The organism is Terrimonas alba (assembly GCF_042434975.1).
Lineage (GTDB): Bacteria > Bacteroidota > Bacteroidia > Chitinophagales > Chitinophagaceae > Terrimonas_B > Terrimonas_B alba.
The window spans coordinates 379508-404225 of record NZ_JBHMQM010000006.1 but is presented as its reverse complement, the minus strand read 5'-3'; the positions used below and the strand labels follow the sequence as shown (position 1 = coordinate 404225).

General features: G+C 41.2%; 25 protein-coding genes. 16 read left to right on the top strand and 9 right to left on the bottom strand.

The window, feature by feature from the left end:
- Window positions 1–257: 257 nt before the first annotated feature.
- A complete protein-coding gene (locus ACFEL9_RS18990) occupies window positions 258–443 on the top strand; it encodes a hypothetical protein (protein ID WP_385893561.1) in 186 nt (61 codons plus the stop codon).
- Window positions 444–641: 198 nt separating this feature from the next.
- Here ACFEL9_RS18990 and ACFEL9_RS18985 read toward each other — a convergent pair whose 3' ends face one another.
- Genes ACFEL9_RS18985 through ACFEL9_RS18970 form a run of 4 tightly spaced genes read right to left on the bottom strand, consistent with a single transcriptional unit; the run spans window position 642 to window position 2415 of the window.
- Window positions 642–1064 carry a hypothetical protein gene (locus tag ACFEL9_RS18985; protein WP_385893559.1) on the bottom strand — a complete coding sequence of 141 codons (423 nt, stop codon included), beginning with the start codon at window positions 1062–1064 and terminating at the stop codon, window positions 642–644.
- 30 nt (window positions 1065–1094) lie between these two features.
- The gene (locus ACFEL9_RS18980) at window positions 1095–1502 is read right to left on the bottom strand and encodes a hypothetical protein (protein WP_385893557.1); all 408 of its coding nucleotides are present in this window, start codon (window positions 1500–1502) and stop codon (window positions 1095–1097) included.
- Between the two features lie 26 nt (window positions 1503–1528).
- A complete protein-coding gene (locus tag ACFEL9_RS18975; protein ID WP_385893555.1) occupies window positions 1529–1942 on the bottom strand; it encodes a hypothetical protein in 414 nt (137 codons plus the stop codon).
- A gap of 50 nt (window positions 1943–1992) precedes the next feature.
- The gene (locus tag ACFEL9_RS18970; protein WP_385893553.1) at window positions 1993–2415 is read right to left on the bottom strand and encodes a hypothetical protein; all 423 of its coding nucleotides are present in this window, start codon (window positions 2413–2415) and stop codon (window positions 1993–1995) included.
- A gap of 564 nt (window positions 2416–2979) precedes the next feature.
- Here ACFEL9_RS18970 and ftsH point away from each other — a divergent pair.
- From ftsH to glgP, 3 genes are all read left to right on the top strand, one after another.
- Window positions 2980–4983: an ATP-dependent zinc metalloprotease FtsH gene (ftsH, locus tag ACFEL9_RS18965; protein WP_385893551.1), complete on the top strand. Its 2004-nt coding sequence runs from the start codon at window positions 2980–2982 to the stop codon at window positions 4981–4983.
- 97 nt (window positions 4984–5080) lie between these two features.
- Complete coding sequence (locus ACFEL9_RS18960; RefSeq protein WP_385893549.1) at window positions 5081–5524, top strand: Hsp20/alpha crystallin family protein; 444 nt, start codon at window positions 5081–5083, stop codon at window positions 5522–5524.
- 16 nt (window positions 5525–5540) lie between these two features.
- Window positions 5541–7205, top strand: a complete 1665-nt coding sequence (gene glgP / locus ACFEL9_RS18955; protein WP_385893547.1) for an alpha-glucan family phosphorylase — start codon at window positions 5541–5543, stop codon at window positions 7203–7205.
- On the opposite strand, the gene ACFEL9_RS18950 is transcribed toward glgP, so the two are convergent.
- The gene (locus ACFEL9_RS18950) at window positions 7202–8221 is read right to left on the bottom strand and encodes a sodium:calcium antiporter (protein ID WP_385893545.1); all 1020 of its coding nucleotides are present in this window, start codon (window positions 8219–8221) and stop codon (window positions 7202–7204) included. The genes glgP and ACFEL9_RS18950 overlap by 4 nt on opposite strands.
- Window positions 8222–8925: 704 nt before the next feature.
- On the opposite strand from ACFEL9_RS18950, the gene ACFEL9_RS18945 reads away from it, so the two are divergent.
- Window positions 8926–9366, top strand: coding sequence for an Hsp20/alpha crystallin family protein (locus ACFEL9_RS18945; protein WP_385893543.1), 441 nt, complete (start codon window positions 8926–8928; stop codon window positions 9364–9366).
- Window positions 9367–9584: 218 nt separating this feature from the next.
- Window positions 9585–9995 carry a hypothetical protein gene (locus ACFEL9_RS18940; protein WP_385893541.1) on the top strand — a complete coding sequence of 137 codons (411 nt, stop codon included), beginning with the start codon at window positions 9585–9587 and terminating at the stop codon, window positions 9993–9995.
- A gap of 67 nt (window positions 9996–10062) precedes the next feature.
- Here the strand turns inward: ACFEL9_RS18940 and ACFEL9_RS18935 are convergent, their stop codons facing one another.
- From ACFEL9_RS18935 to ACFEL9_RS18925, 3 genes are read right to left on the bottom strand one after another with little or no spacing between them, the layout of a single operon-like run.
- Window positions 10063–11121, bottom strand: coding sequence for a response regulator (locus ACFEL9_RS18935; RefSeq protein ID WP_385893540.1), 1059 nt, complete (start codon window positions 11119–11121; stop codon window positions 10063–10065).
- On the bottom strand, window positions 11099–11551 hold the full coding sequence (locus ACFEL9_RS18930; RefSeq protein ID WP_385893538.1) for a sensor histidine kinase: 453 nt from the start codon (window positions 11549–11551) through the stop codon (window positions 11099–11101). The genes ACFEL9_RS18935 and ACFEL9_RS18930 overlap by 23 nt, the downstream gene beginning before the upstream one ends.
- Window positions 11548–12696, bottom strand: a complete 1149-nt coding sequence (locus ACFEL9_RS18925) for a PAS domain-containing sensor histidine kinase (protein WP_385893536.1) — start codon at window positions 12694–12696, stop codon at window positions 11548–11550. Before ACFEL9_RS18925 ends, ACFEL9_RS18930 begins: the two co-directional genes overlap by 4 nt.
- 476 nt (window positions 12697–13172) lie before the next feature.
- Here ACFEL9_RS18925 and ACFEL9_RS18920 point away from each other — a divergent pair, with 476 nt between their 5' ends.
- The gene (locus ACFEL9_RS18920; protein ID WP_385893534.1) at window positions 13173–13796 is read left to right on the top strand and encodes a hypothetical protein; all 624 of its coding nucleotides are present in this window, start codon (window positions 13173–13175) and stop codon (window positions 13794–13796) included.
- Window positions 13797–14331: 535 nt separating this feature from the next.
- On the opposite strand, the gene ACFEL9_RS18915 is transcribed toward ACFEL9_RS18920, so the two are convergent.
- Window positions 14332–15165 (bottom strand): hypothetical protein, encoded by an 834-nt coding sequence (locus ACFEL9_RS18915; protein WP_385893533.1) that lies wholly within the window; start codon window positions 15163–15165, stop codon window positions 14332–14334.
- A gap of 289 nt (window positions 15166–15454) precedes the next feature.
- On the opposite strand from ACFEL9_RS18915, the gene ACFEL9_RS18910 reads away from it, so the two are divergent.
- From ACFEL9_RS18910 to ACFEL9_RS18870, 9 genes are all read left to right on the top strand, one after another.
- On the top strand, window positions 15455–16105 hold the full coding sequence (locus ACFEL9_RS18910) for a hypothetical protein (RefSeq protein WP_385893531.1): 651 nt from the start codon (window positions 15455–15457) through the stop codon (window positions 16103–16105).
- 90 nt (window positions 16106–16195) lie between these two features.
- Complete coding sequence (locus tag ACFEL9_RS18905) at window positions 16196–16858, top strand: hypothetical protein (protein WP_385893529.1); 663 nt, start codon at window positions 16196–16198, stop codon at window positions 16856–16858.
- A gap of 348 nt (window positions 16859–17206) precedes the next feature.
- Window positions 17207–17716, top strand: coding sequence for a nicotinate-nucleotide adenylyltransferase (locus tag ACFEL9_RS18900; protein WP_385893527.1), 510 nt, complete (start codon window positions 17207–17209; stop codon window positions 17714–17716).
- Between the two features lie 293 nt (window positions 17717–18009).
- Window positions 18010–18441 (top strand): heavy metal-binding domain-containing protein, encoded by a 432-nt coding sequence (locus ACFEL9_RS18895; RefSeq protein ID WP_385893525.1) that lies wholly within the window; start codon window positions 18010–18012, stop codon window positions 18439–18441.
- 39 nt (window positions 18442–18480) lie between these two features.
- Window positions 18481–18879 carry an HYC_CC_PP family protein gene (locus ACFEL9_RS18890; protein WP_385893523.1) on the top strand — a complete coding sequence of 133 codons (399 nt, stop codon included), beginning with the start codon at window positions 18481–18483 and terminating at the stop codon, window positions 18877–18879.
- Window positions 18880–19022: 143 nt separating this feature from the next.
- Window positions 19023–20288, top strand: a complete 1266-nt coding sequence (locus tag ACFEL9_RS18885; RefSeq protein WP_385893521.1) for an efflux RND transporter permease subunit — start codon at window positions 19023–19025, stop codon at window positions 20286–20288.
- 1 nt (window position 20289) lies between these two features.
- Window positions 20290–22188: an efflux RND transporter permease subunit gene (locus ACFEL9_RS18880; RefSeq protein WP_385893519.1), complete on the top strand. Its 1899-nt coding sequence runs from the start codon at window positions 20290–20292 to the stop codon at window positions 22186–22188.
- The gene (locus tag ACFEL9_RS18875) at window positions 22169–23470 is read left to right on the top strand and encodes a TolC family protein (protein ID WP_385893518.1); all 1302 of its coding nucleotides are present in this window, start codon (window positions 22169–22171) and stop codon (window positions 23468–23470) included. The genes ACFEL9_RS18880 and ACFEL9_RS18875 overlap by 20 nt, the downstream gene beginning before the upstream one ends.
- Before the next feature lies 1 nt (window position 23471).
- Window positions 23472–24716: a heavy metal-binding domain-containing protein gene (locus ACFEL9_RS18870; RefSeq protein ID WP_385893516.1), complete on the top strand. Its 1245-nt coding sequence runs from the start codon at window positions 23472–23474 to the stop codon at window positions 24714–24716.
- The last annotated feature ends 2 nt before the right edge of the window (window positions 24717–24718 follow it).

Genomic DNA, 24718 nt, shown 5'->3' with positions numbered 1-24718 from the left:
GGCCAGGGGGCACCCATACAATACAATCCATTATCCCGGTCAAATTTTATTCTGATACCTGCCGCTAATTTAGATGCCTGGTTAATAAGACATAATGAAAGCAGTCACCAACAATGTTGATAGTTGTCATGGTTCATCCGGAGACAGCAGTATAATTCCCTTTTTGCCTTTGCCAACCAACTTCATCAGCACACCTGATATCTATCAGTTTTATCAAACCCCGTGTAGTCGAAATTTGATCAGCAAAAATCAGTCTTATGGATAATATGTATTCTCTTCAAAAACCTGCCGTGCTTAAACACCGGCACCTGGCGCCGGTCATTCACCTGTTACCTGTTTCCAAAAAAAGAAAGAAAAGGAAAGAGGGAAAAGTGGAAGAGAATCAACTGCCTCAATTTTATACCGAGCCGATCTTCAAGGCAAAGTTGCACGATTTTCTCTAACAGAAGCCCTCTCCCATAGGCGAAATTGTTGGCTTTGCTAAGCGGCATGTCTTTCTAAGGCGCCTGGATTTAATGAGTAGCTTTTTTATAAAATAAAGTAAAGGCTTTTGATGTTTTATCTTTTTTGTACCCAGCGGAGTGCTGTACGGTTTTTTAATTTTCCGCTGCCGAAGCGATCGGAGACAAAAGCATTGCTATTTAGTTAATACTTACATTCAAAGAAAAACCGGGATAATATTTAAACTTTATAACTCCTCCTCCTGGTTCCTGTATGTTTCCAGGTCTCAGCTTGATAGCCATAGATATGGCTTTCTTTTTATTATTGCCGGAGATGATGAACATGGGGATGCTTCCCATCATGGCGCAAACACCTGCTATAAAAAAATATTGCTGTCCATGATCCCCGGATCCTGACTCACTGGCCCAGCTATCAAGAGCCCAATACATTGAGCCCAGTGCTACCAATGTTCCCCCGCCAAGCATTAACCAGGCGGTCTTTTGCTGACGTTTGCTTTTTTGCAGGTAGTCCTGTTTTGTCATTGGCTGCGCCGGTTCAGTTTGCTGGCTGAAGGCGCTGTTAGCAATAATGAAAGCCAGCGTTATAACTATAATCTTTTTCATACAGTCTCTAGCTTTATTTTACAGAAGAAATTATATTCTGATTTTTAAAGATGCTGCCGGAAAATAATTCCTGCTTATTCCGGCACTCTGAATTACCGTGGAGTTTTCCAGTTTCAGATTTAGCGATATAGTCGCTGCTTTGCGTTTATTCCTGCCTGAGGCAATGAACAGAGGTATGCTTCCTGCCATCGAACCAAGGCCTGCAAAAAATAACACACTTTCTCCCTGGTCGGGTTCAAAAAGGTTATTGACAGCCCAGATTATTGCTCCTGTTGACATGACGGCCCCGCCGCCCAGCATTATCCATGCGGCGGTTTTCTGATTTTTGCTTTTTTGCAGGTAGTCCTGTTTTGTCAATGCCAGCGCTGGTTCAGTTTGTTGGCCAAAGACACTATTGCCAATAATAAAAGTCAGCGTTATAACTAGAATCTTTTTCATAACCAGGGTTTACTTCATAGAAAAAATTATATCCCGATTTTTATAGTGACAGAAGGCTGTGCTTTTGCAACTAAGGAATGAAAATGGGGAATCAGTATCCGTTGATTGTTGAAACTGATAGTGGCAGCCTTGCGTGCATTTTTAGCCGAGCCTATAAAAAAAGGGATGCTTGCTAAATCAGCAACAATCCCTCCGAGTAAAAGGAAGCCTCCTGCATCTGTGGCAGTATATGAATCACTATCATAAGTACTATTGAATGTGATTGCCCCAACCACAGCCATAATGGTACCGCCTCCCAATAAAACCCAGCCAATCGTTTTTTGGTTCTTGCTTTTTTGCAGGTAGTCCTGTTTTGTCAATGCCTGCACTGGCTCTTTCTGCTGGCTGAATACGTAAATACTCATCAATCCCGCCGCTATTCCAAGTAGTATCTTTTTCATATTATAATTGCATAGTTCAAAGGTGGATTAAGAAAAGTGCTTTCAAGCATTTAGTTAAACCCGATCTTTAATGACAAAGCAGGGTAAAAATTATTTTTCAATGTTACATTCCGGATAGGTTTAGCATTCTCCCATTTCAAGTTGAGGGCTACATCAGACTGTGTTGCGTTTTGCTTATTTTTTTTTGACGCATTGAATAATATAATTCCACCGGTAACAGCAGCGGCGCCTCCTATTAATAATCCCGTTCCTATTCCTTCCGACTCGAAGTAATCCCAGTTGGAACTAATAAACACCAAGCCTGTAACCACCATAGCGCCGCCGCCGGCAGTCAAAATCCAGGCAGCCGTTTTTTGATTTTTACTTTTACGCAGATAATCCTGCTTTGACAATTGATGAGTGGGTTCTGTTTTTTGGGAGAATAGTGAAATGCAGAAAAGCATACTGAATACAACAAAGAATATTTTTCTCATAATGGGGCTTTTGATGCTTACAAAGTTTAGTTTCCATCATTAGAAAGAAAATGATTGTAATCAGATTGCATTATGATTGTGATAATGACTTTCACTTTGTTTGTCACATAAGATTATTTATTATAGTGCAGGTTCAAACAATGCGGATGATTTGGACCTGGGCTTTTTCTTTCTGATCACCAGGTAGGATGAAAAAAATGTTCAAAAATTTATGAATGGTGCTCTTCAATTTTGCAATATTGTGGGCCACATCATAAAGCAGTTTTATTTCTTCGCCGTTTATCTGCCCGCAGACGGATATCAGCGGTATGTGGCAGTTGTTGAAAAACGTTCATGTCGGTAAAATAAAAAAAACGGAACCGGCAGCCGCCGGTTCCACAATACAGTAGTTTTCATGTCTTTTTGCAGGCACTATTTTCTACTTTAATCTCCCTGGATTTTGGATACTTCCAATATCCAGATAGATAAATTTATTATGAAACATTACCAGAAAACAATGAAACATATCATTGTCTCTGCTGACAAGAATCATACTATACAAATCATCATGTATACAATCTTTACATGATGAAACAGCCTGGTAATAACATGGCGCCAACTAAGCGGAATAAGAGAAAGAATTTTTTAAATCAGGGCAGAGGCGTGAACTGGTGGCTGATCTGGCTTGTTATCATTGGATTATTTTTACTTCCTGTTTTGCTCAATACCATTTCTGGTGTTAAAGAAATAACCTGGCAGCAGTTTGAAAGAGATATGCTGAATCACAAGGCCGTTGAAAAGATCGTGGTGGTGAATGGTGAAAAGGCCGAAGTGTATATCAAAGCCGAACTGGCCAACGATTCGCTGTTTAAAGATGCATTAAAACCAGCTGTGGGCAAGGGTATTAACCCGGGACCGCATTATTATTTTTACATTGGTTCTGGAGAGTTACTGGAACACAAACTGGAAGCGGCAGAAAAAGATAGCCCGACAAGCGAAAAAATTCCGGTGAGTTATGTTAAAAAAAGCAATTGGTTTTGGAGCATAGTGGCGTGGGTATTGCCGCTGATTTTTTTGTATGCCCTATGGAGTTTCATAATTCGAAGATCGGTCGGCGGCGGAGCAGGCGGAAACACATCCATCTTTAATTTTGGAAGAAGCACTGCTACATTAGTGGAGAAGGAAAAAAGTAATGTCACCTTTGAAGACGTGGCGGGACTGGAAGAGGCCGAAATGGAAGTAAAGGAGATTGTTGATTTTCTTAAGAGCCCCGAATCATTTACAAGGTTGGGTGCAAAGATCCCCAAAGGAGTAATAATAGTTGGCCCGCCCGGTACCGGTAAAACACTGTTGGCAAAAGCAGTAGCCGGTGAAGCCCAGGTTCCCTTTTTCAGCATCTCGGGTTCTGAGTTTGTAGAAATGTTCGTTGGGGTAGGTGCATCAAGGGTGAGAGATTTGTTTAAACGGGCAAAGGAAAAAGCACCCTGCATTGTCTTTATCGATGAGATAGATGCTATCGGCAGGTCGAGAGGTAAAGGAGCTTTTCTGAGCGGTGCGAATGACGAAAGAGAAAGTACCCTGAATCAATTATTAACGGAAATGGATGGCTTTGGCACCAACACTGGTGTTATTGTGTTGGCTGCTACAAACCGGGCAGATATGCTTGACCCGGCATTGCTCAGGCCAGGCAGGTTCGACCGGCATATTTACCTGGAGCTTCCAAATATGAAAGAAAGGGAAGAAATTTTTAAAGTACATCTTCGGCCCCTTGTATTGGAGCAGTCTATCGATATATCTTTTCTTGCATCTCAAACCCCCGGCTTTTCAGGTGCGGATATTGCCAATATCTGCAACGAAGCAGCCCTGATAGCAGCAAGAAAGAAAAAGGCAAAAATTGATAAAGCGGATTTTTTAGACGCCATTGACAGGATAGTAGCTGGGGTTGAAAAGAAGAGCAAGATCATTTCGCCGGAAGAAAAAAAGATCATTGCCTACCATGAAGCCGGGCATGCTGTAGCCAGCTGGCTCTTGAAAAATGTAGATCCGCTGGTTAAAGTTTCTATCATTCCCCGCGGTAAATCTTTGGGAGCAGCCTGGTATTTGCCGGAAGAAAAGCAACTGAGAAGCAAAACGGCTTTTACGGAACATATTTGTGCCACCCTGGGTGGCAGGGCTGCGGAGGAAATTGTGTTTGGCGATGTTTCTTCAGGAGCACTGGATGACCTGGAAAAGGTAACGAAAGAAGCTTACATGATGGTGGTGTACTATGGGTTCAATGAAAAAATTGGTAATATCAGCTATTATGATTCAACCGGCCAACGGGATATGGGCATTCAAAAGCCATATAGCGAAGAAACAGCCAAACTGATAGATGAAGAGGTAAGAAAATTAGTGAATGATGCTTATAGCAGGACAAAGGATCTTTTGCATCAAAATAAAGAGTCATTAAAAAAGGTAGCGGAGCTTTTACTGAAGAAGGAAATAATATTTAAAGAAGACCTGGAAGCTATTATGGGAAAAAGAACGGATAGTAAGCCGGCTACTTTAGTAGAAACAAGAGAAGCAAAAAGAACAACGATTGTTAACTAAAAGTTTATGTGACAGATATCATTACACAGGATTATCAAAATCATTCTCCCGGGTAACGGGTTTATCTTAATTTGTTAGCGAGATAATAAAAAGTAGCATGCACAACGAAATTACCTGTGATATCCATTATTCCTATCCAGGGAGATATGTGCCTTTGCTGAAGGAGGAGCATATAGATGAAGAGTTGCGTCACTTTCATGAAGGCGATATGTTTTTGCCGCCTGCGAATATCGAGGAACTGGCTGATACGTTCAGGATAGAGATTGCTATGCCGGGATTAAAGAGAGAAGACTTCCTTATACATATTGATAGCAATGTTTTATTTATTCGTGTGCTGCGCAAAGAAGCCCGGCTTAAAAAAAGGTCAGATTTTAAGCTGCATGAATTCAACTATGCATGCTTTGAAAGACGTATCACCCTGCCGCCCAACGCAGACGCTGAGTTTATGAGTGCTGAATACAAGAATGGAATGCTGCAGGTGATGATACCTAAAGCGACGCAGCCAGTTACAAATCCGCACAGCCGGATAGTAGTTTATTAAATGCATTTATCCGTTCATGAGTTTTTCCTTTACTTACCCATACGAGGTCCATCCTGATTACAAAAAAAGAGTCGCCTATTTCTGCATGGAATTTGGCATTCATCAGCCTTTAAAAACCTACGCAGGCGGTTTAGGTTTTTTGGCGGGTTCCCATCTGCGCAGCGCCTGTGAGTTGCGGCAAAATATGGTTGGAATTGGCATTCTCTGGAAATATGGTTATTACAACCAGGTGCGCAAGCAGGATCAAACAATGGATGTTTTGTTCCAGGAAAAAGTATATGGTTTTTTAAAAAAGACCGATATTAAGTTTACCGTCAGCGTTTCCGGGCATGATGTGTTTGTAACAGCCTGGTATCTGCCACCCGAAGTATTTAATACGGCGCCTGTTTTTTTTCTAAGCACAGATATTCCTGAGAACGATTACCTGTCAAAAACTATTTGCCACCGGTTATACGATTCCAATCCCGAAACGAAGATTGCGGCTGCCATCTTATTGGGGGAAGGCGGCGCTAAATTGCTGGAAAAGATAAACTGGTTGCCCGAAGTTTATCACCTGAACGAATCTCATGCCCTTCCTCTTGCATTTCATTTGCTAAACAAGTATAAGATATTGGATGAAGTGAAGAAACGTCTTGTCTTTACCAATCATACTCCCGAGCCTGGAGGGAATGAAAGAACAGATATATCGTTGCTGATGAAACTTGGTTTTTTTTGCGACGTTTCAATTGAAGAAATAAAAAAAATAACCCGGATGGAAAATAGCATGTTAGATCATACGTTAACAGCTATCAGGATGTCGGGAAAAGCTAATGGTGTATCCAAATTGCACCATCAGACACTTTGTAAAACCTGGAAATCTTACGAGGGCACCTGCGACATTATTCCTATCACCAATGCACAAAACTTTTCTTACTGGGCTGATGCAGAAATGTATAAAGCTTTGACGGCAAATGATGACGATGCCCTGATAAAAAGAAAAAAACAATGCAAACGTCTTTTGTTTGAAGAAGTGGCCGACCAGGATGGTGAGATCTATGATGAGAATATTTTGACCATCGTATTTGCTAAACGGTTTGGCGGTTATAAGCGACCGGAGCTTTTACTTAATAATATGGATCGTTTCCAGCAATTGGTTGCTAATGTGAACAGGCCGGTGCAGATCATCTGGGCAGGAAAGCCTTACCCTGTAGACTATGCCGCCATTGCTTTATTTGACCGGATAGTGAATATCTGCAAAACCTATTCTAATTGCGCCATTCTCACAGGTTATGAAATGAAACTTTCAAAATTGCTGAAGGCGGGCGCCGATGTATGGTTAAATAATCCGCGGCTTACGCATGAAGCGTCCGGCACCAGCGGTATGTCGGCAGCTATGAACGGGGCCATCAATGTTTCCATTCCTGACGGCTGGTTTCCCGAGTTTGCAAAAAACAGGATTAACAGCTTTATCATTCCCCCTGCTGAAACCGGTTTACCGGTTCATCTGCAGGATGAAGCAGATGCCGACAGCCTATATGATCTGCTGGAAAATGAAGTGATCCCGATGTATTATGACAATCCCCTGCAATGGCAATCTATTATTAAGAATGGCATGAAAGACATCATTCCACAATTTGACAGTAACAGGATGGCAATAGAATATTATGAAAAGTTGTATGTTTTAACCGGACCGGGTCGTTAGCTTAAATTATATAAGAGGATCATGTTGATTATATAAACCAGGAAAATCAGCGCAGCATCCCAGGCCAGTTTATAACGTTTTCCCTCAGTGCGATAAGTAAGCCCGATGATGACAATTGCTGACATTAGAATAGCGCTGAAGACTGAAACCAGGTTACTTTGATCGGCATGCTTGAGTATATGCCCTTTTGTATAAAATATGTCATTAATAGCCAGGGTAAAAATATTGAAGATATTACTTCCTAAAAGATTGCCTACCGAAAGATCAATGCCTCCCATGCGAACGGCTGCCAGGGAAACCGCAATTTCAGGAAGAGACGTAGATCCGGCTAAAAAAAGTGTTCCCACAAAAGATGTTTTCATGCCCGTTTGTTCCGCTATGTGTTCGGCAAAATAAGGCAAGGCTAATCCGCTCAAGACAATGATAACTGCATATACTATGAAGCGGGAAACAATTAGGCGGAATGATAGCTGTTTTTTTTCAGCAGCCGGGTAATAAGTCATTACTTCTGCACGCATCAAATATCTTTTCTCATGCAAAAACATTAGTCGGATAGAAATAAAATATATGATAATAAAGATTACAGAAGTGAGTCCAATCCAGGAGATCAGTACTACTTTTTCATTCAGAAACAAGCCGAAGCCCACCAGGGCCAGCAGGATGATACCAAGAGCGGCCGCCATGACATGACTCGTGGATGCAACAGCAAAGATGTGTCTGTGTTTTGGTACAAAAGCATCCATCAATGCCAAAATACCCAGGTTAAAAGCACAACTGCCAAGCACATTGCCCACTGCCAGGTCGGCAGACTGAATGATGGCCGATGAACTGATCCCCACCGTCAGTTCTGGTAATGATGTTACCGATGCCATTAAAATAAGACCAACCCATGCTTTTCCCCAACCTGTCTTTTCTGCTAGTAAATCACCATACCAGGAAAGTTTCTTACCTGCAAAAAAAATAGTTACAGCGCATCCTAAAAAACCGGATAAATTTAAAGCCAATGAAGAAGACATGTTATTTAATTTTCTGGCAATTGTTGCACTATTTACCACTTATTTTTTAACCTTGAATAATTATTTTGCGAGAACGGCAGGCACGGGTATCCTGGAATGGAATGCCATTTTTTTCGTTATACTTTTCTTCAATAATCTATCTATAAAGCCTTTAGAATAAGTTATCATGGCAATGATATCCACCTTATTCTTTTCATCATATTTTTCAATGGCTTCTTCAAAATCATTTCCTTCCAGCAACTCTCCTTTGAAAGCAACACCCCGGAAATATGCTCTTTAAAAAATTGATGTAATGGTCCGGTTGGCCGGTATTATATGTGTGGCTGTCAGCATCAGTCTTATCTTTTTCAACAAACATGGCTAAAGTCTGTGGGGACTGATATTTGTTTCATATCCCAAAAGATTAATACGCTCAAAACTATGGCCTGGCAGCGGATAATGATCCCTGTTAGGTGAAACGATGATTTTATGGATCACTATGTTGCTATACCCCTGGTAATACTGATATCCAATTGACCGGCAAAAAGAAATTATTTCCTGACTTACAGTTTTTCAGCATTGCTAAAAACAATAAGGTGGATAATGTCATTATTCGTTTCCTGACGAATCTCATTCATCAAACTGACCATTGTCTTTGATGTGAGCTGGTATAAGACGATACATTTGTGACGCAAACAGTATTTTTCAATATAAAAAGAAAAATTATGGGAACTCAATTATCCAGATTATCCGAAAGGATGCCGTCAGTATTTGATGATTTTTTCAAACCCTGGAACGAGTGGTTTGATAACGCCGGTTCCTGGGGGCGTGTAATGAATACACCTGCCGTAAATATCACCGAACAAAAGGATGATTACCTTGTATCACTGGCTGCACCCGGCATGAAAAAGGAAGATTTTAAAATTGATGTGGAGGGCAATATGTTAACGATCAGTTCTGAAAAGGAAGAAACAAAGGAAGAAAAAGAAAAGAAGTTTACCCGCAAAGAATATAGCTACTCCTCTTTCAGCCGGAGCTTTACCCTGCCTGATGAAGTAAATAAAGAAAAGATCGATGCCAGGTATGAGGATGGTGTATTAAAAATCTCCCTGCCACGGAAGGAAGAAGCCAAAAAAACTGCAGCAAAGCATATCGCGGTAAAATAGGCTATCTGCTCAATGATTTATACCCCGCCACACTGCATGGCGGGGCATTATTATTCAACAACATTTCCGGCTACGCCCCATCATGGGAGTGATATATATCACCAGAAAGACTGATATAGATTCTTACAAGGAGAATGGTGATAAACTATTTTTATTGATGATAAATTTTTATTCCGTATTAACTATACCAGGCTATGGAAACAGTAAAACCGGGTTGTATGCCAAATTTTAAATTACAGCAATTGAAGCATGAGAGCGATATGTGGAAGAGAGTGCTGGGTTTTATGAAAGAGGAAAATATCCATCTTAAAAACAGGCTGTCAGAGATTCTCAAAACTGATATTAGCAACGATCTGTTGATGAAGGCTGAAGCTTTTCAAAATTCGTTTGTAAGAGAAGATGACCTGATTCGTTTTTTACAGAGCGATATCGCCGTATTTGACAAATTGCTGATCAGGGAAATTTTCGAAAATGGCACCATCATGAATAAGTTGACAGAAAATCTTAAGACCATACGGAAAAATATAAGCAATGCGGAACGACAATTTAATAAGCTGAAACTTGAATTCAATAATTATCTCTTAGAATACCAGGCGGCTCCGGAAAATTTGATCTCGAAAAAAAGATAGCTGTCTTTCATGAAAATGTTGAATTGGTTGCAGCAATCCGGGAAGTATACCACTACGATGCGTGCATTTAGTTTAACAGATTTTCCAGTTTTTTCTGATTGATAATACATATATGGCCGTCGCTTATGTCAATTAATTTCTCAGTTTTAAAATCACTAAGTGTGCGGATGAGCGACTCCGTTGCCGTGCCCGCAATTGTTGCGAGATTCTCTCTGCTGATGTCAATAACGAAATTCTCATCTTTGTTTTGCTGGTATTTCTTCTGAATAAGTAAAATAGCATCAGCAACTTTCTTCCGAAGGGAATTATAAGCAAGCCCCAATAATTGCTTTTCTTTTTCAGAAACATTTTTTGCGAGTAGTTGTACAAATTTTCTCGTGACTTCCTGGTTTTTATTTATCAGTTCGTCAAAATCTTCTTTGGGAATTACAGCCAGTTCTGTATCCTCAATTGCTTCAGCGGTGTCCTTATACGTAGATGCTTCCAGCAAGGCGACATGGCCAACAAAATCGCCGGCACTGAAGAGGTCTGTCACTAAATCTTTACCGTCTTCATTGGTTTTATAAGTTTTCACTTTCCCCTTTAATACATAGTACAGGCGGTTGGGATGATTTCCCTCGGAGTAAATTACCTGTTTTCTTTTATAGTGGTTTATATTCCGGCCCTCTGTTAGCTCCTGTAATACATCTTTACCGGATGAGGTTCCCAGCAAATGTTGCAGACCTTCGATGCCGGGGCCAAGGTCTTTTTTTAACAGGTCTATCTTCTTAAGGCGGCTGCTTACTGCATTCAGTAATTCCGTTCCATCAAATGGCTTTGTGAGATAATCATCAGCACCCAATTCCATTCCTTTCCGAAAATCATTACGTTCGGTTTTTGCGGTTAAAAAAATAAATGGCGTATTTTTTATAGCATCATTATGCTGAATAGCATGAAGTACTCCATATCCATCCAATTCCGGCATCATGATATCACAGATTATCAAATCCGGCCTGTCCTCCAGTGCTTTCGCTACGCCAATTTTGCCGTTCTCTGCTACGATTACGTGATAATTAGACAATTCCAGTATTTCAGCTGTATTGCTGCGGATATCTTCGTTGTCTTCAATAAGCAAAATCTTTCTCATGGCGATCTTTTTTAGTGGTAAAAGTTATTGTAAAGTCGGTACCTTTTCCTAATTCGCTCCGGCATTCAACGACGCCCTTCATCAGTTCTGCATATTTGGATATAATATGCAGTCCGAGTCCGGTACCTTGAATGTTGGTCACATTAGCCCCCCTGAAGAATCGCTCCATCAGGTGCTTTTGATCTTCTTTAGATATGCCAATCCCGTGATCGCTCACAGAAAGAACAATTTGTTCACCCTTGTTGACGGTTTTAATTTCGATGGGGCTGGCCTCGGGTGAAAACTTGCTTGCATTAGATACCAGGTTCATGACAATGTGCTTTAGTAAGGAAGGATCGAGGAATACCCCCGAATCGCCTTCATGATCGTACCGGACTTTCTGGCCTTTTTTCTGATTATTTTTTATCTCGCTGATTATTGAGATGATCAACTCCCGGATATTGAACTCTTCCGGTCTGACATGGATTTACCTTCTTCAATTTTTCCTACGCTCAGAAAATCGTTAAGAATATCGGTTAACATATTTACCGAAGAAATGATCCGTTTCAAATGTCTTTCACGCTTGGGCTGATCTTCGCCTGAAGTATATTTTTGCAGCAAATAAGCTGAAGACAGAACCGTGCTAAGAGGGGTGCGGAATTCATGGGAAGCCATTGATACAAACCGGGATTTTAACTCGCTTAGTTCTTTTTCTTTTTCCAGCGATTTAGAAAGCTCGTCTTTGGATAGTTCCAGTTCCTGGATAGCTTGTTTTAGTTCCTTTGTCCGTTGATTGACCGTTTCTTCCAGTTTGTCATTGAGCTGCCGGGCTACCCGTTCAGCCTCTTTGCGTATGGAGATGTCGCTGACGAAAGCAATCACACATTTATCTCCATTTTTGTTATAACTGCTCAGGCTCACTTCAACCGGGAATTCGGTACCATTTTTTTTAATGGCAAAAAGGTCCATACCTACTCCCATTGGCCTGTTTCTTGAATGTTGAATATATTCCCGCCGATGTTCTACATGACGTGAATGAAAGCGGGAAGGGATTAAAAGCTCAATTTTCTTATTTATCAGTTCATTTCTTTCATAGCCGAATAAGCTTAAAGCAAAGGGGTTCACATTTATAATTTCAGCGTGGCAATTAGTTTCTATAACGCCCAGGCTCGCATACTCGAGCAGCGCATCAAAGCGTTGCCGCTCCTGCGCAATCTTTTGTTCCCCTTCCTTCATTTTGTCGATGGGGTCAATACCTATCAGGTAATAATGTTCACCTTTGTTCCAAAATGGCCTGATTGATACCTCCCCCCAAAAGGAATGGCCCGCTTTTGAAGTGTATTCGACTTCTTCAATGAAAATACCCTTTTCGTCCGCTTCACTTATACGAGCCCGGGTCTCTGCTTCAGTAGTTTTTATTTTTCTCCAATTGTTCAATCTCCCCATGTCCATTTCACTTATGGATTCAAGATCAAATAGTTCAAGCCAGGTATCATTGCAGAAAACAATTTGGCCGGTTGTGGCACTGGCGATTGCAACTCCTTCCTTTAAGTTATTGCACAATGCGTTGAGAAGGTCATTTTTTAAAATATCCATATTGAGTGGAGGGTTTTGCATACAACCGACCCGGAAAATATGGTTCCTGAGAGACTACTACTAATGTACTAAAAAAAAAAAAAAAGAACCCAATCCTTCTTTCGGGCCCAATCTGGTCATTCTTAGTGGCTGAGTTATCGGGAAAACCGGACTTCTCTTCAAATGTTGCATGAGCCACTTATTCTGAAAAATCGCCTGTCGTTTCTATCGCTGTGATTACGTAAAAAACAGGTCCCTCTTAATTCCTTACCGAACCCGGCCTTCCGGGCAGCTTCTTTTGAACCCATGTCCGGATAATCCGCAAAAGGATTGAACAGTAAAGCAACCAAACTTTACGTCCGTTATGTCACACCGTTCAGTTCTGGTAAAGAATTTGTCATATGCTTTTCAATGAAGAAGGCTACTTTCAGCCTTTTCAAATGTACTGAATGGTATCACTTGGATTATTGATTATTCTCATTCATAAAGAATGATTTTTGTTATTGTTTTCTTTTTTAAACGATGCAGAAGATGTAAGTATGAAAGGATCACAAAACATCATAGATGATAAGTCAAAGATTAGTATCCGGGTTGTAATAACAGGTTTGATATGTTTGTTTTTACTGGCCTTTAAATTTTGCAGCGAGGGGACGGGTAGAAATGAACCAGGCCTGATCGTTGATCATTCTTTGAAAGACAGCCGACTTCAATATAATCTTCAAAATGCTGATTCTTCCGGATTGTTAGATACAGTATTGTATAATCGGATATTGTTGCATCTTGTCCATAACAGACCTTCCGGTAAATGGCCGGCCAGGACCGCCTATCCTTTGCCGGGAGCTATTCTTCCATTTAAAAGGATTATTGCCTATTATGGTAATTACTATTCTGCCCGCATGGGCATTCTTGGTGAATTGCCCGAAGAACAGATGCTTCATAAGCTGCAGCAGGAATTGCAGTCCTGGCAGCTTACTGATACTTTAATTCCGGTGCAACCGGCCCTCCATTATATTGTCGTAACGGCACAACGAAGCCGGGGAAAGGACAATAAATACAGGCTGCGCATGCCCTTTTCCCAAATTGATAGAGTGTTGAAACTGGCAACGCGAAGTACCCTGTAGTGGCATCGGGACTTTTAATGCAGCGGATATAAATTTTGCCTCTGCTTATTTGTCCCGGTTAGTAAAAGAAAATAACCTTCCCCCCAAAAAATGCTTGTTGTACATCGCTTCACACAGAATATGGTAACTAATTATCAGAAAAATTAAAACTTGTCCTGAAGTTCAAATAGTGATGAATATGGGGATTTGGTCCGCCTTCTCAAAAAAAATCCACTTATAAATATTGGATTTCGGATCAACCTGTTCAGTTCACCGGTTTTAAACTATTTTATAAGAATGATAAAAAAAATGGGCCGGGGACATTGATGCAACCGAAAGAAGTACTTAATCTCTATCCGCAACCGGTGTATATACAATATCAATAATGCTATTAAAGCGAATTTGCAGGAATAGTCGTCATAATAAGATCATGTGATTTTAATATTTCGCTTTTCATCTTCTACGCCCCATCTCCTTTGGAGAGGGGGTTGAGGGAGGTCTTGATCGGCAAAGAGTTAAATAAGTTAGCCGGACAACAATGAGTCTTTATATTATTTTACAAATGTGCTATAAATATTGGGGCCGTTATAGTTCTGATTAATAAATCGGCACTGCTGGGTTTAAAAAGAGTTGAAACGGTATTTCTGCCATAGGCCCCCATTACCAGGAAAATATTTTTTCGCTTAAGAAGGCAGTCCAGGAGAACCGTGTCAGCATCTCCTTTTACTGCTTCAAATCCGGAATGAATGTAGTGTTCCTTCAGCCATTCAGTAAAATGATACCTGTCGGGATCTTGCCAGTAGCCGGTTTCATTTGCCTGAAGGATTGTAATTTTTTTATCATGAAATTGAGGAAACAGGTACGTAAATAATTTAAGAGCGAACACCGAAGAAGGAGTGTTGTTATAGGCAAACACAATTTCATCTACTTCTTCAAAGCTTTCAGGAGCAATAATAACCGGGCATTCAGCTTTTTTAAGAACGGTTTTGACGAACTCAGTGGGACTTCCTTCATAATGTTTTTTAAATGAAGTTTCGGAGTCAACTACAAGAACATCTGCAAACCGGCTTTCTGCAATCACTTCACCGGCAGGCATACCCCGATCCCGGTGCACATTGTGCATGGCTTCTTCCTTTACACACCTCTCTTTAAATAGAAGAATATTTTTTTCGATCAAGTCTATTTTTGTCACGTGCCCAACAGGTTGGCCTTGAAAGTCAGGATCTGTTTTTTCATGGCTTGTGACTGATACCGGCTGGTCCCGGGCAACCATATTTTCTAAAAACACCCCGGTAATTTTCGACTTTGTCAATTTGCCAAGATAGCAGGCAAATTCCAATGCACCCTTATCGGGATTGACAGCGTCTATAGCCAGCAATATTCTTTCCATACCTATTTTTTTTAAAAGTATTGCTAATGCCCCTTCCTTTGTAATGACTGCAATCATGCGGGCCAATGATTGTGATCCCTGTCAATCGTTATTAAAAGGCGCAACCGGAGTTAATGATTTTAGTTTTCAGGATTTATAGCCGAATCATATAAGGACGCAAATGCTTTGGCATTTTTAAGTCCTGGTTGACATCCGGCACAATACGGGCTAAATGACAGTAATCACTATTAAGGATAACAGCAGTCATTAATAAAGTCTTGCACATCCGGCTATTTTGCTGTTTTATAAAATGAACAGGTTAATCGCCAGCATTGTTTTTTTCAGCATACAGTTACAAGGCTGCCTGCCAAAACAGGTGGTGACTGTATGGAAGTCTGAAACAGCACTTCCTGTGTCTTACGACAGGGTAATGATTGCCGTGATTATGGAGGATGGCAACGATTCGCTCAGGCTTTTCCTGGAACAATATACAGCTGCCCAATTTTTTGCGTTAGGTTATAATTCGGTTTCGACAATGAAAGAGTATGGACCGGGTGGGTTGAGAAATTTGAGTGCTGAGTCCACCTATCGGGCCTTATGTGACAGTGGCATTGATGCTGTATTAGTCGTTGCCCTGATTGACAAGCAACTGGCAAACAAAAAAATAAGCGGAGAAAAATATAATAGTGAGTATTACTACAAACGAATATGGAGTTATAGGCCACGGCTGGATCAAATCAAAAGTAGTGGGCCCGGAATCGATGCTCGCTTCGCCTGGGAAAGTATTTTGTTCGATTTGGGTTCGTTGGAGCCAAAATCGGTGATTCAAATCAGGAACTTTGACCAGCCGGCCGATACAGTGGGTATTAAATCCGTGGCTGACCAAATCGTTAGAGAAATGCGACAAAAAAAGATAATTATAAAGAGGGATAATCGTCCCCTGTTGTATAAAGCATTTTAAGTGCATCCGCGGTTGGTTTATTTTGCGAGTGGTACAGGAAGGAAATTCTGTTTCGAATATGAAAAAGTAGACACCAACAATTAAAGGAAAATGATAGTCAACCATGCGATATATAAGATAGGTTTTTGGGCCGGCTTCATTGCCTTTGCCTCAACACTTGCATATGTTATCGTCCAGGTTCTACAGGTGATCCGTGTTCTTAATTACCCCTTGGATGAAATTCTAATTTATACAACGTCTCTTTTAATAGTTGTGCCGTTTGTTCTTGAGATGCTTGCATTTCATTACCTGTCACCACCTGCCAAAAAGTTTTGGAGTCATGCGGCGCTTATTTTTTCAGTCGTGTATGCAGTTTTTGTTACGGCCAATTATGTAGTCCAGTTGGCTACGGTAATTCCTATGAAGCTTAAAGGAAATATAGAACAGGTCCGGCTACTTGAGCAAACGCCCCATTCCTTGTTTTGGAACTTTGATGCTATCGGATATATATTTATGGGCCTGGCAACATTAATGGCGATCCCGGTATTTGAGAAAAGTGGATTTCAAAAATGGGTTAGGCTATCTTTCTTAGCCAACGCACTTGTTACCCCTTTAATTGCAGTTGTTTATTTTTATCCAAATTATTCAGAACGCCTGCTTTTTCTAGGTTTTCCCTGGGGGATTACGGCAACTTTATCGATGTTGCTTCTCGCCGTTATGTTCAAAAAAGACTATGATAAAAAGAAGCATAGTCAACAGTATGCGATACATTAACATACAAAGATCCAAGGGGATTAAGTGCTGAATCCCCCGGGCTTCATGACTATCAGGTAAATGGTCTTTGAACATCTTCTTCACCCCTCTGTGACTTTAAGTTCGATTTCCTCTATTCAAATATGCCGGGACGAGGATTTAGCCCTGGAATCTGACTGATTTCTTTATCGTCGGACCTTTTATGGGCGCCTGACATAGATAAGCTCAGGGGCGATCGTGAGTGATGACTCTCATTGAATGTGATGATATGCGTCATTTAGTTACGCCAGGTGTATTGATAATTTTAGGTAAGTAGTTAAGCTTAGAGTTCTAAGGTAACGATGTCTTAATTCACAAAAACTTAAAATTATGAAACAGATCAAACTAGCATTTATTATCGGAATTCTTAGCGGTGGGTTTGTTTTTCAATCTGCATCGCAGGAGACATTACCGGAAGTTAAAGTAGTCGCGGTTCGTTACAAATATTTAATGTCCGTCGACAATAAAGACCTGGCCCAACCTGTTAAATTGCTGGAACGTCAGGCAGCCACTTTTGATGTGAAGAGTTCAGAGTATTACCAGGATGATTATGATAACTATTTCATTTCCTTTTTTATACCTGAGGGTCAAATATTGGCTGCTTATGATAAAGACGGGAAGTTATTGCATACAGCTGAAAAATATAAAAATGTGGCACTTCCTGCGGTGGTCCGGCAGTCCGTTACAACCAGGTTTCCCGGCTGGGTTATTGCAAAAGACTTTTACGTGGTCAGTTATGAGGAAGCAAAAGGCTCCAGGAAAGTTTATAAAATTTTGTTAGAGAATGGTGATAAAAGGATAAAGGTAAAGACAAACGATAAAGGCGAATTTCTTGATTAAGATACTAAATTGGAAAGGGATCCAAAACTTAGTCTCTGCTTGTTAGCAGATATCGATAATGAGCAAAAGCCAGATGATTTCCTGTGCCGCCTTATTTATGAGACCATCATTACAGTGATGGTCTTTTGATTTGATTTTATCAGGCGGGAGATATTTTTTTTGAAATTCGTAGGAAAACTAATTCAGGATGATGATTAACTGACTCTCATCACTGTATTGCTTGACTCAAGTCATTTTAAAGTGCCCTTAATGCGTCTAATTTCAATTATTATTCAATTTTAAAAATTTAACTCATGAAAAAGTTAGTATTTCTATCGATCGCTCTTGCCTTTACGTCCACTTGCATTTTTGGACAAAAGGCCGGAAAAGTGGATACGACAAAACATGCGACATTCTATTCCTGTCCCAAGCATCCGGAAGCTACTGGTCACAAGCCAGGAAAATGCCCAAAGTGCGGGATGGAGTTTACCCTTTCAGCCAAGGAAGAAATGAAGGCTAAGGAAATGAAAACTTACACGTGCCCCATTCATCTTGAGGTAACAAAACACGATCCGGGAAAATGCCCCAAATGTGGTAAGAAATTAAACCTGACTCCCAAAGAGCAAATGAAAGCTGAAGTTGTAAAGTTATATACATGCCCTATGCATCCGGAAGTGGCACTTGACAAAGAAGGCAATTGCCCTAAGTGCGGAAAAGCACTGGTTGAAAAGAAAACCAACGAATAGCTGTAAATTAGAATTCACTCTACGATCCAACTTTTAAAAGTGAAACGTCTTATTCTCGCTATATCATCCCTTTTTTATTTATCTACCGCAATCGGAGCGAACATTCATTTTCATTATTGCATGGGTGAGTTAGCGGGTTGGGAGGTCGGTCATAGCCGGGATAAAGAATGTAACAAATGTGGAATGGAGACAAATGCAGCAAAGGAAAGCGGTTGTTGCAAAGATGAATTCAAACACATTAAACTGGCGGTCGACCAAAAGTCACCTGATATCGCAATATATCAATTCCACTTAGTGGAGAGTGGGTCATTGCAGCCAGGTATGGCATCCCTTATCTATTGGGAACTGCAGCCAATTTATTCTTCCCTCGCGGCGCCCCCCCCGCTGCGAACCAGTTGCATCGCAACCTACCTTCGCAACTGCAATTTTCGTATTTGATTTTCTTCTTATAGCCTCCCAGGCAGCCTGTCGCTATAACTTAAAAGTGAAATATTTTAAAATTTCAAATCTGCGCTTACATGCTATTCCAATTGCTTAAGCAAGCATTCAGCTGATGCGATATAACTGAAAATAAAAATCAAGTGATCAATAAGTTTATAGAATTCGGTTTACGGAACCGCCTTATTATATTGCTGATCGCCGCGGGTATCACGGTTTATGGCATCTATGCCGTAAAAACAACTCCCGTGGATGCTATCCCTGATCTTTCGGAAAACCAGGTGATCATTTTTACTGAATGGATGGGAAGAGGTCCACAGATTATGGAAGACCAAATCACTTATCCGCTGGTAAGTAACCTCCAGGGTATTCCCAGAGTAAAGAACATCAGAGCCAACAGTATGTTCGGGATGAGTTTTGTCTTTGTAATTTTTGATGATGATGCCGATATCTATTGGGCGAGGACAAGAGTGCTGGAACGGTTGAACTATGCTCAAAGACTACTACCAGAGGGTGTTGTTCCTACATTGGGGCCCGATGGCACTGGCCTGGGACATGTGTTTTGGTATACATTAAACGCCCCGGGCTATGACCTTGGAGAGCTGAGGGCCCTGCAGGATTGGTATGTCAGGTTTGCCCTGCAAACAGTTGAGGGTGTCAGCGAGGTAGCATCATTTGGCGGGTTCCAGAAGCAATACCAGGTTGTAGTCGATCCACTTAAACTTCAGTACTACAATCTTCCCTTAATGGATGTTGTAAATAATATCCGCCAAAATAACAATGATGTGGGCGGAAGTAAGTTTGAGCAATCAGATATCGGGTACATCGTGCGTGGTATCGGCTACATTAAAGATATCCGGCAAATTGAAGAAATACCCGTTTCAAATTTGAATGGAATTCCCGTAAGAATAAAAGATATAGGCGCGGTGCAAATGGGTGGTGAACTGAGGTTGGGGATTGTTGAAGAAAATGGCGAAGGGGAAAAAGTGGGTGGCATAGTCGTGATGCGATATGGAGAAAATGCGCAGGAAGTCATTGAAAGGATCAAGACTAAACTGCCCGATGTAGAAAAAGGGTTACCGCCCGGAGTAAAGTTCAAGGTTGCTTATGACCGGTCAGATTTAATTGAAGCTACGATTGCCACACTCAAGAATGCTGTTATTGAAGAGATCATCGTCGTCTCTTTGGTGCTTTTTATTTTCCTTTTGCACATACGCAGTGCATTAGTGGTTGTTATTACAATTCCTTTATCGGTGCTGATAGCTTTTATCATGATGAAATGGTTTGACATTACCTCCAACATCATGTCGCTTGCCGGCGTGGCTATTGCCGTAGGCGACCTGGTAGATGCGGGAATTGTGATGGTGGAAAATGCCATGAAATCTATAAGCGGAGAAATAGAAGATTAATATGCTAACAAAACAAGAACGGGAAAGAAAAATTGAGGGCTCCTCTAAGATGATAGCAAAAGCAGTTGTCAGTTCTATACTGATAACGCTGGTCTCTTTCAGTCCCATCCTGTTTTTAACAGGCCAGGAGCATAAACTATTTTCTCCATTAGTATGGACAAAAACATTTGCGATGATTGGTTCAGCATTTGTAGCTGTGTTTGTTGTTCCCGTATTGATGGTGTTATTGCTTAAAGGAAGGGTCAGGCCGGAAAAAGAACATCCGGTCTCCCGGTTTTTTATATATCTCTATTCGCCGGTTATTCGCTGGTGTTTAAAATGGAAGAAAACAACTATTGTCATTTCTTTGGCGCTGGTTTTATTAAGCATCCCGTTGGTGATGAGATTAGGACGTGAGTTCATGCCTCCCCTCGATGAAGGATCTTTATTGTTCATGCCGGTCACCATGCCTGATGTTTCCAACTCGGAGATAAAAAGAATCATGCAGGTGCAGGACAAATTGATGCTGAATGTTCCGGAGGTAAAGAATGTTTTGGGAAAAGCCGGGAGAGCCAGCACGGCAACGGATAACGCTCCTATCAGCATGATTGAAACAATTATCCTATTGAAGCCGCAGTCGGAATGGCGCAAAGGCATTTCAAAAAATGATATCATAAATGAACTCAACGCAAAGCTGCAAATCCCGGGCGTTATCAATGGATGGACACAACCTATTATTAACCGCATCAATATGCTTTCAACGGGCATACGTACTGATGTGGGTGTTAAGATTTATGGACAGAGCCTTGATACGATTAATCGCCTGGCCCAGGAATTCAAAAAGGTATTACAGGGTACAAAAGGTGTTGCTGACTTATATGTAGAGCCTATTACAGGTGGTAAATACATTGATATCCGGATCAAACGGGAAGAGCTAGGCAGGTATGGTCTTTCCATCGATGATGTGAATATGTTTATTGAAACAGCCCTGGGCGGTGCGAGGATAGTTCAAACCGTAGAAGGCAGACGCAGGTTTAGTGTAAGCGTAAGGATGGGGCAGGAATTCAGGAATACTGTTGAGAAGCTGGAGCAACTTCCGATAGTGACGATGAATAGCGGACCTGTTCCATTAAGTGCCATAGCAGATGTAGTGATTGAAGAAGGCCCGCCCATGATCAGTTCTGAAAACGCTATGCTTCGCGGTACACTATTATTCAATGTACGGGACCGGGATCTGGGGAGTACGGTGGATGAAGCAAAGCAAAAGTTAGAAACAGCGGTTAAAAACCTGCCAAAAGGCTATTTCCTGGATTGGAGCGGACAATATGAGAGCCAGGTAAGAGCGGAAAGACGATTGATGGTCATTCTTCCGATCGTGTTGCTGATCATTACCATCATTCTGTATTTCACTTTTCACACAATACGGGAAGTACTCATCGTACTATCAAGCATTCCGGTGGCATTGGTAGGCGGAGCATACTCCCTCTATTTTTTCGATGTAAACTTTTCAGTTGCCGTGGCCGTGGGATTTATAGCCCTTTTTGGAATTGCAGTAGAAACCGGCGTGTTGATGCTGGTCTATATGAATAACTCTCTATTTAAAAAAGTGCGTAAAGCAAAAGGGGAGGGCAAAGTAATAAATAAGACTGTTGTGGAAGATGCTGTGTTTGATGGAGCCGTACTTCGGGTGCGTCCAAAGCTAATGACGGTAATTGTGGATATCCTTGGATTAATGCCTGTATTATTGGCTACCGGAACGGGAAGTGATGTAATGAAGCCAATTACCATTCCATTTGTTTTTGGATTAATCACATCCACTTTATTTGTCCTGATTGTTCTCCCGGTTCTTTATGCAATTGTAAGAGAGTATGAACTAAAAAAATATGGAAAACTCCAAATAAATGAGATGGCCAATGACTAACCTTCAATATACAAGAATAAGATATATGCTAAAGCTTGTTTGCACTTTAGCTGTGCTTGTCAGCAATTCTGCAATTTATTCTCAGCAGCTATATAGCATCACGCAAATTATGGACAGCATTGAGACTTCGAATCCCATCGGCAAAATGTATGATGCGGATATACGGTCTATGGACGAAGCCGCACGAGGCGCAAAGAGTTGGATGCCTCCTGAAGTTGGCGCGGGTTTCTTTATGACACCTTACAACGCACAACGATGGAAAAAAATGAGTGACATGGAACCCGGCATGGGTTCATTTATGTTATCATTTCAGCAGATGTTTCCCAACCGGAGAAAATTAAATGCAGATGCTTCCTATATGCAAAGCATGTCAGGAGCTACCAGGGAACAAAAGAAAACGGCATTAAATGAAATATATGCCCAGGCAAAGAAGGCCTATTTCGCCTGGGTGGTAATTGAAAAGAAAATCGTGGTATTGAACGAAAACGAAAAAATATTGGAGTTCATGATCAAAAACGCTGAAATCCGTTACAAAAACGGGCTGGAAAAGATCAATGCCTATTATAAGGCGAAGGCCGCACTGGGGAATGTACAACGCATGAAGTTAATGTTGGAAAATGAGATCACGCAGAATAGAATTGTTTTGAATACGCTCATGAACCGGGATAAAAATATAACGTTTGCCATCGATACAATGGTGGCCATTAAAGATTTCTCAGGTTATGATTTTGACAGTACGCTATTCGCTTCGGCCAGGACCGATATCAGGGCGATTGACAAAGAGATTCTTACCAACAGGTTTAAACAAGATGCCGAAAGACTAAATCTTAAACCGCAATTGGGGATCCGCTTCGAACACATGATAGGTTTTGGCGCTCAACCACAGCAGTTCACCGCGATGGCAATGGTAAGACTGCCTTTTGTATCCTGGGCCTCAAGAATGGCAAAAGCCAATATTGAAAGTTACAAGTGGCGCACCGAAGCCTTGTATAATCAAAAGCAAATGATCATTAATGAAGCAACAGGAATGGCAACGGGAATGCGCACAGAAATAGAAACCAGCAAGAGGCAGATCACCCTCTATGAGAATAATATTATTCCTGCACTGCGAAATAATTATAAAACCATGCTTTTGGCATACGAGCAGAATACGGAAGAACTTTTTATGCTGTATGACGCCTGGGAAACATTGAACATGACACAGAACGAGTATTTGGATCAATTGCGACAGTTGCTCGACCTGCAGGTAGAATTAGAACGAATACTTCAAATAAGGGATTAAAATGTTTAAACATACCAGATATAGAATACTGACACTTATTTGTCTTGTCATCGTTTTTGTTGGTTGCAATAACCAGGAGAAAGACGCACATACCAATCACCTGGAAAAGAAACTGCCCGTTTACACCTGTCCAATGCATCCGGAGATCATCCGGAATGCCCCGGGGACCTGCCCGGTATGCGGCATGGATCTCGTGAAAAAAGAAGAAGAGGTGGAAGTCATTCAGAACATCGAATTAAATGATTTGCTCCAGCCCACCAATGCATTTGTCATTTCTTCAATCCCTGTAACTGCAATAAAGCAAAGTCAAGAAAATATTGAGCTGGACGTTTTAGGCAATGTTGTTTATGATACCCGCCAAATCGGAACGATTGCCTCCAGGGTAAGCGGGCGGATTGAAAAGCTATATGTAAAATATAAATATCAGCGGGTTCAAAAGGGGCAGAAAGTAATGGAAATCTATAGCCCCGAATTGGCAACTGCCCAGCAGAATTTGCTATTCCTGCTTAAAAACGATCCGGCTAACACTTCTTTAATCAATGCAGCCAGGGACAGGTTAGCATTGCTTGGTTTCAGTAAGCAACAAATCAATCACATCGTTTCCTCAAAGCAAATCGTGTACTCAGTGTCCATTTACAGCAACTATTCGGGTTTTGCTACGGATTTCACCAGCAAGAGTGCAATAGCAAAAGACATGAACCCCATGGCTAGTCCGGCGCAGGAACTAAGTATAAAAGAAGGGATGTATTTGCAAAAAGGGCAGGGGGCATTTTCTGTTTATAATGCTGATAAAGTATGGATATTACTCAATCTTTACCCGGAGCAACAGGCATTGATCACGGTCGGCAACGCAGTACATATTGTGCCGGAAACAGCACCACAGCATGGCTTCCGGTCAAAAATTACATACATAGAACCCGTCTTTCGTGAAGGCAGTAAAACCCTGGCTGCAAGAGTTTATTTTGATAATTCAAAATTGCATTTACCTGTCGGCAGTCGTGTTCGGGCGACCATTTTCGGAAACACAAAAGACGCTGTGTGGTTGCCCGGCGAAGCCGTTTTGTCCTTGGGAAAAAACAAAATTGTGTTTGTAAAGGAATCGGGTGGCTTTAGGGCAAAACAGATCAGCACCGGGCTCGCGATGAACAATTCCATCCAGGTAATAAATGGTCTTTCTGCGACAGATAGTGTTGCTGCCAATGTCCATTACCTGGTAGATAACGAGGCTTTTATTTCAATAAAATAGTT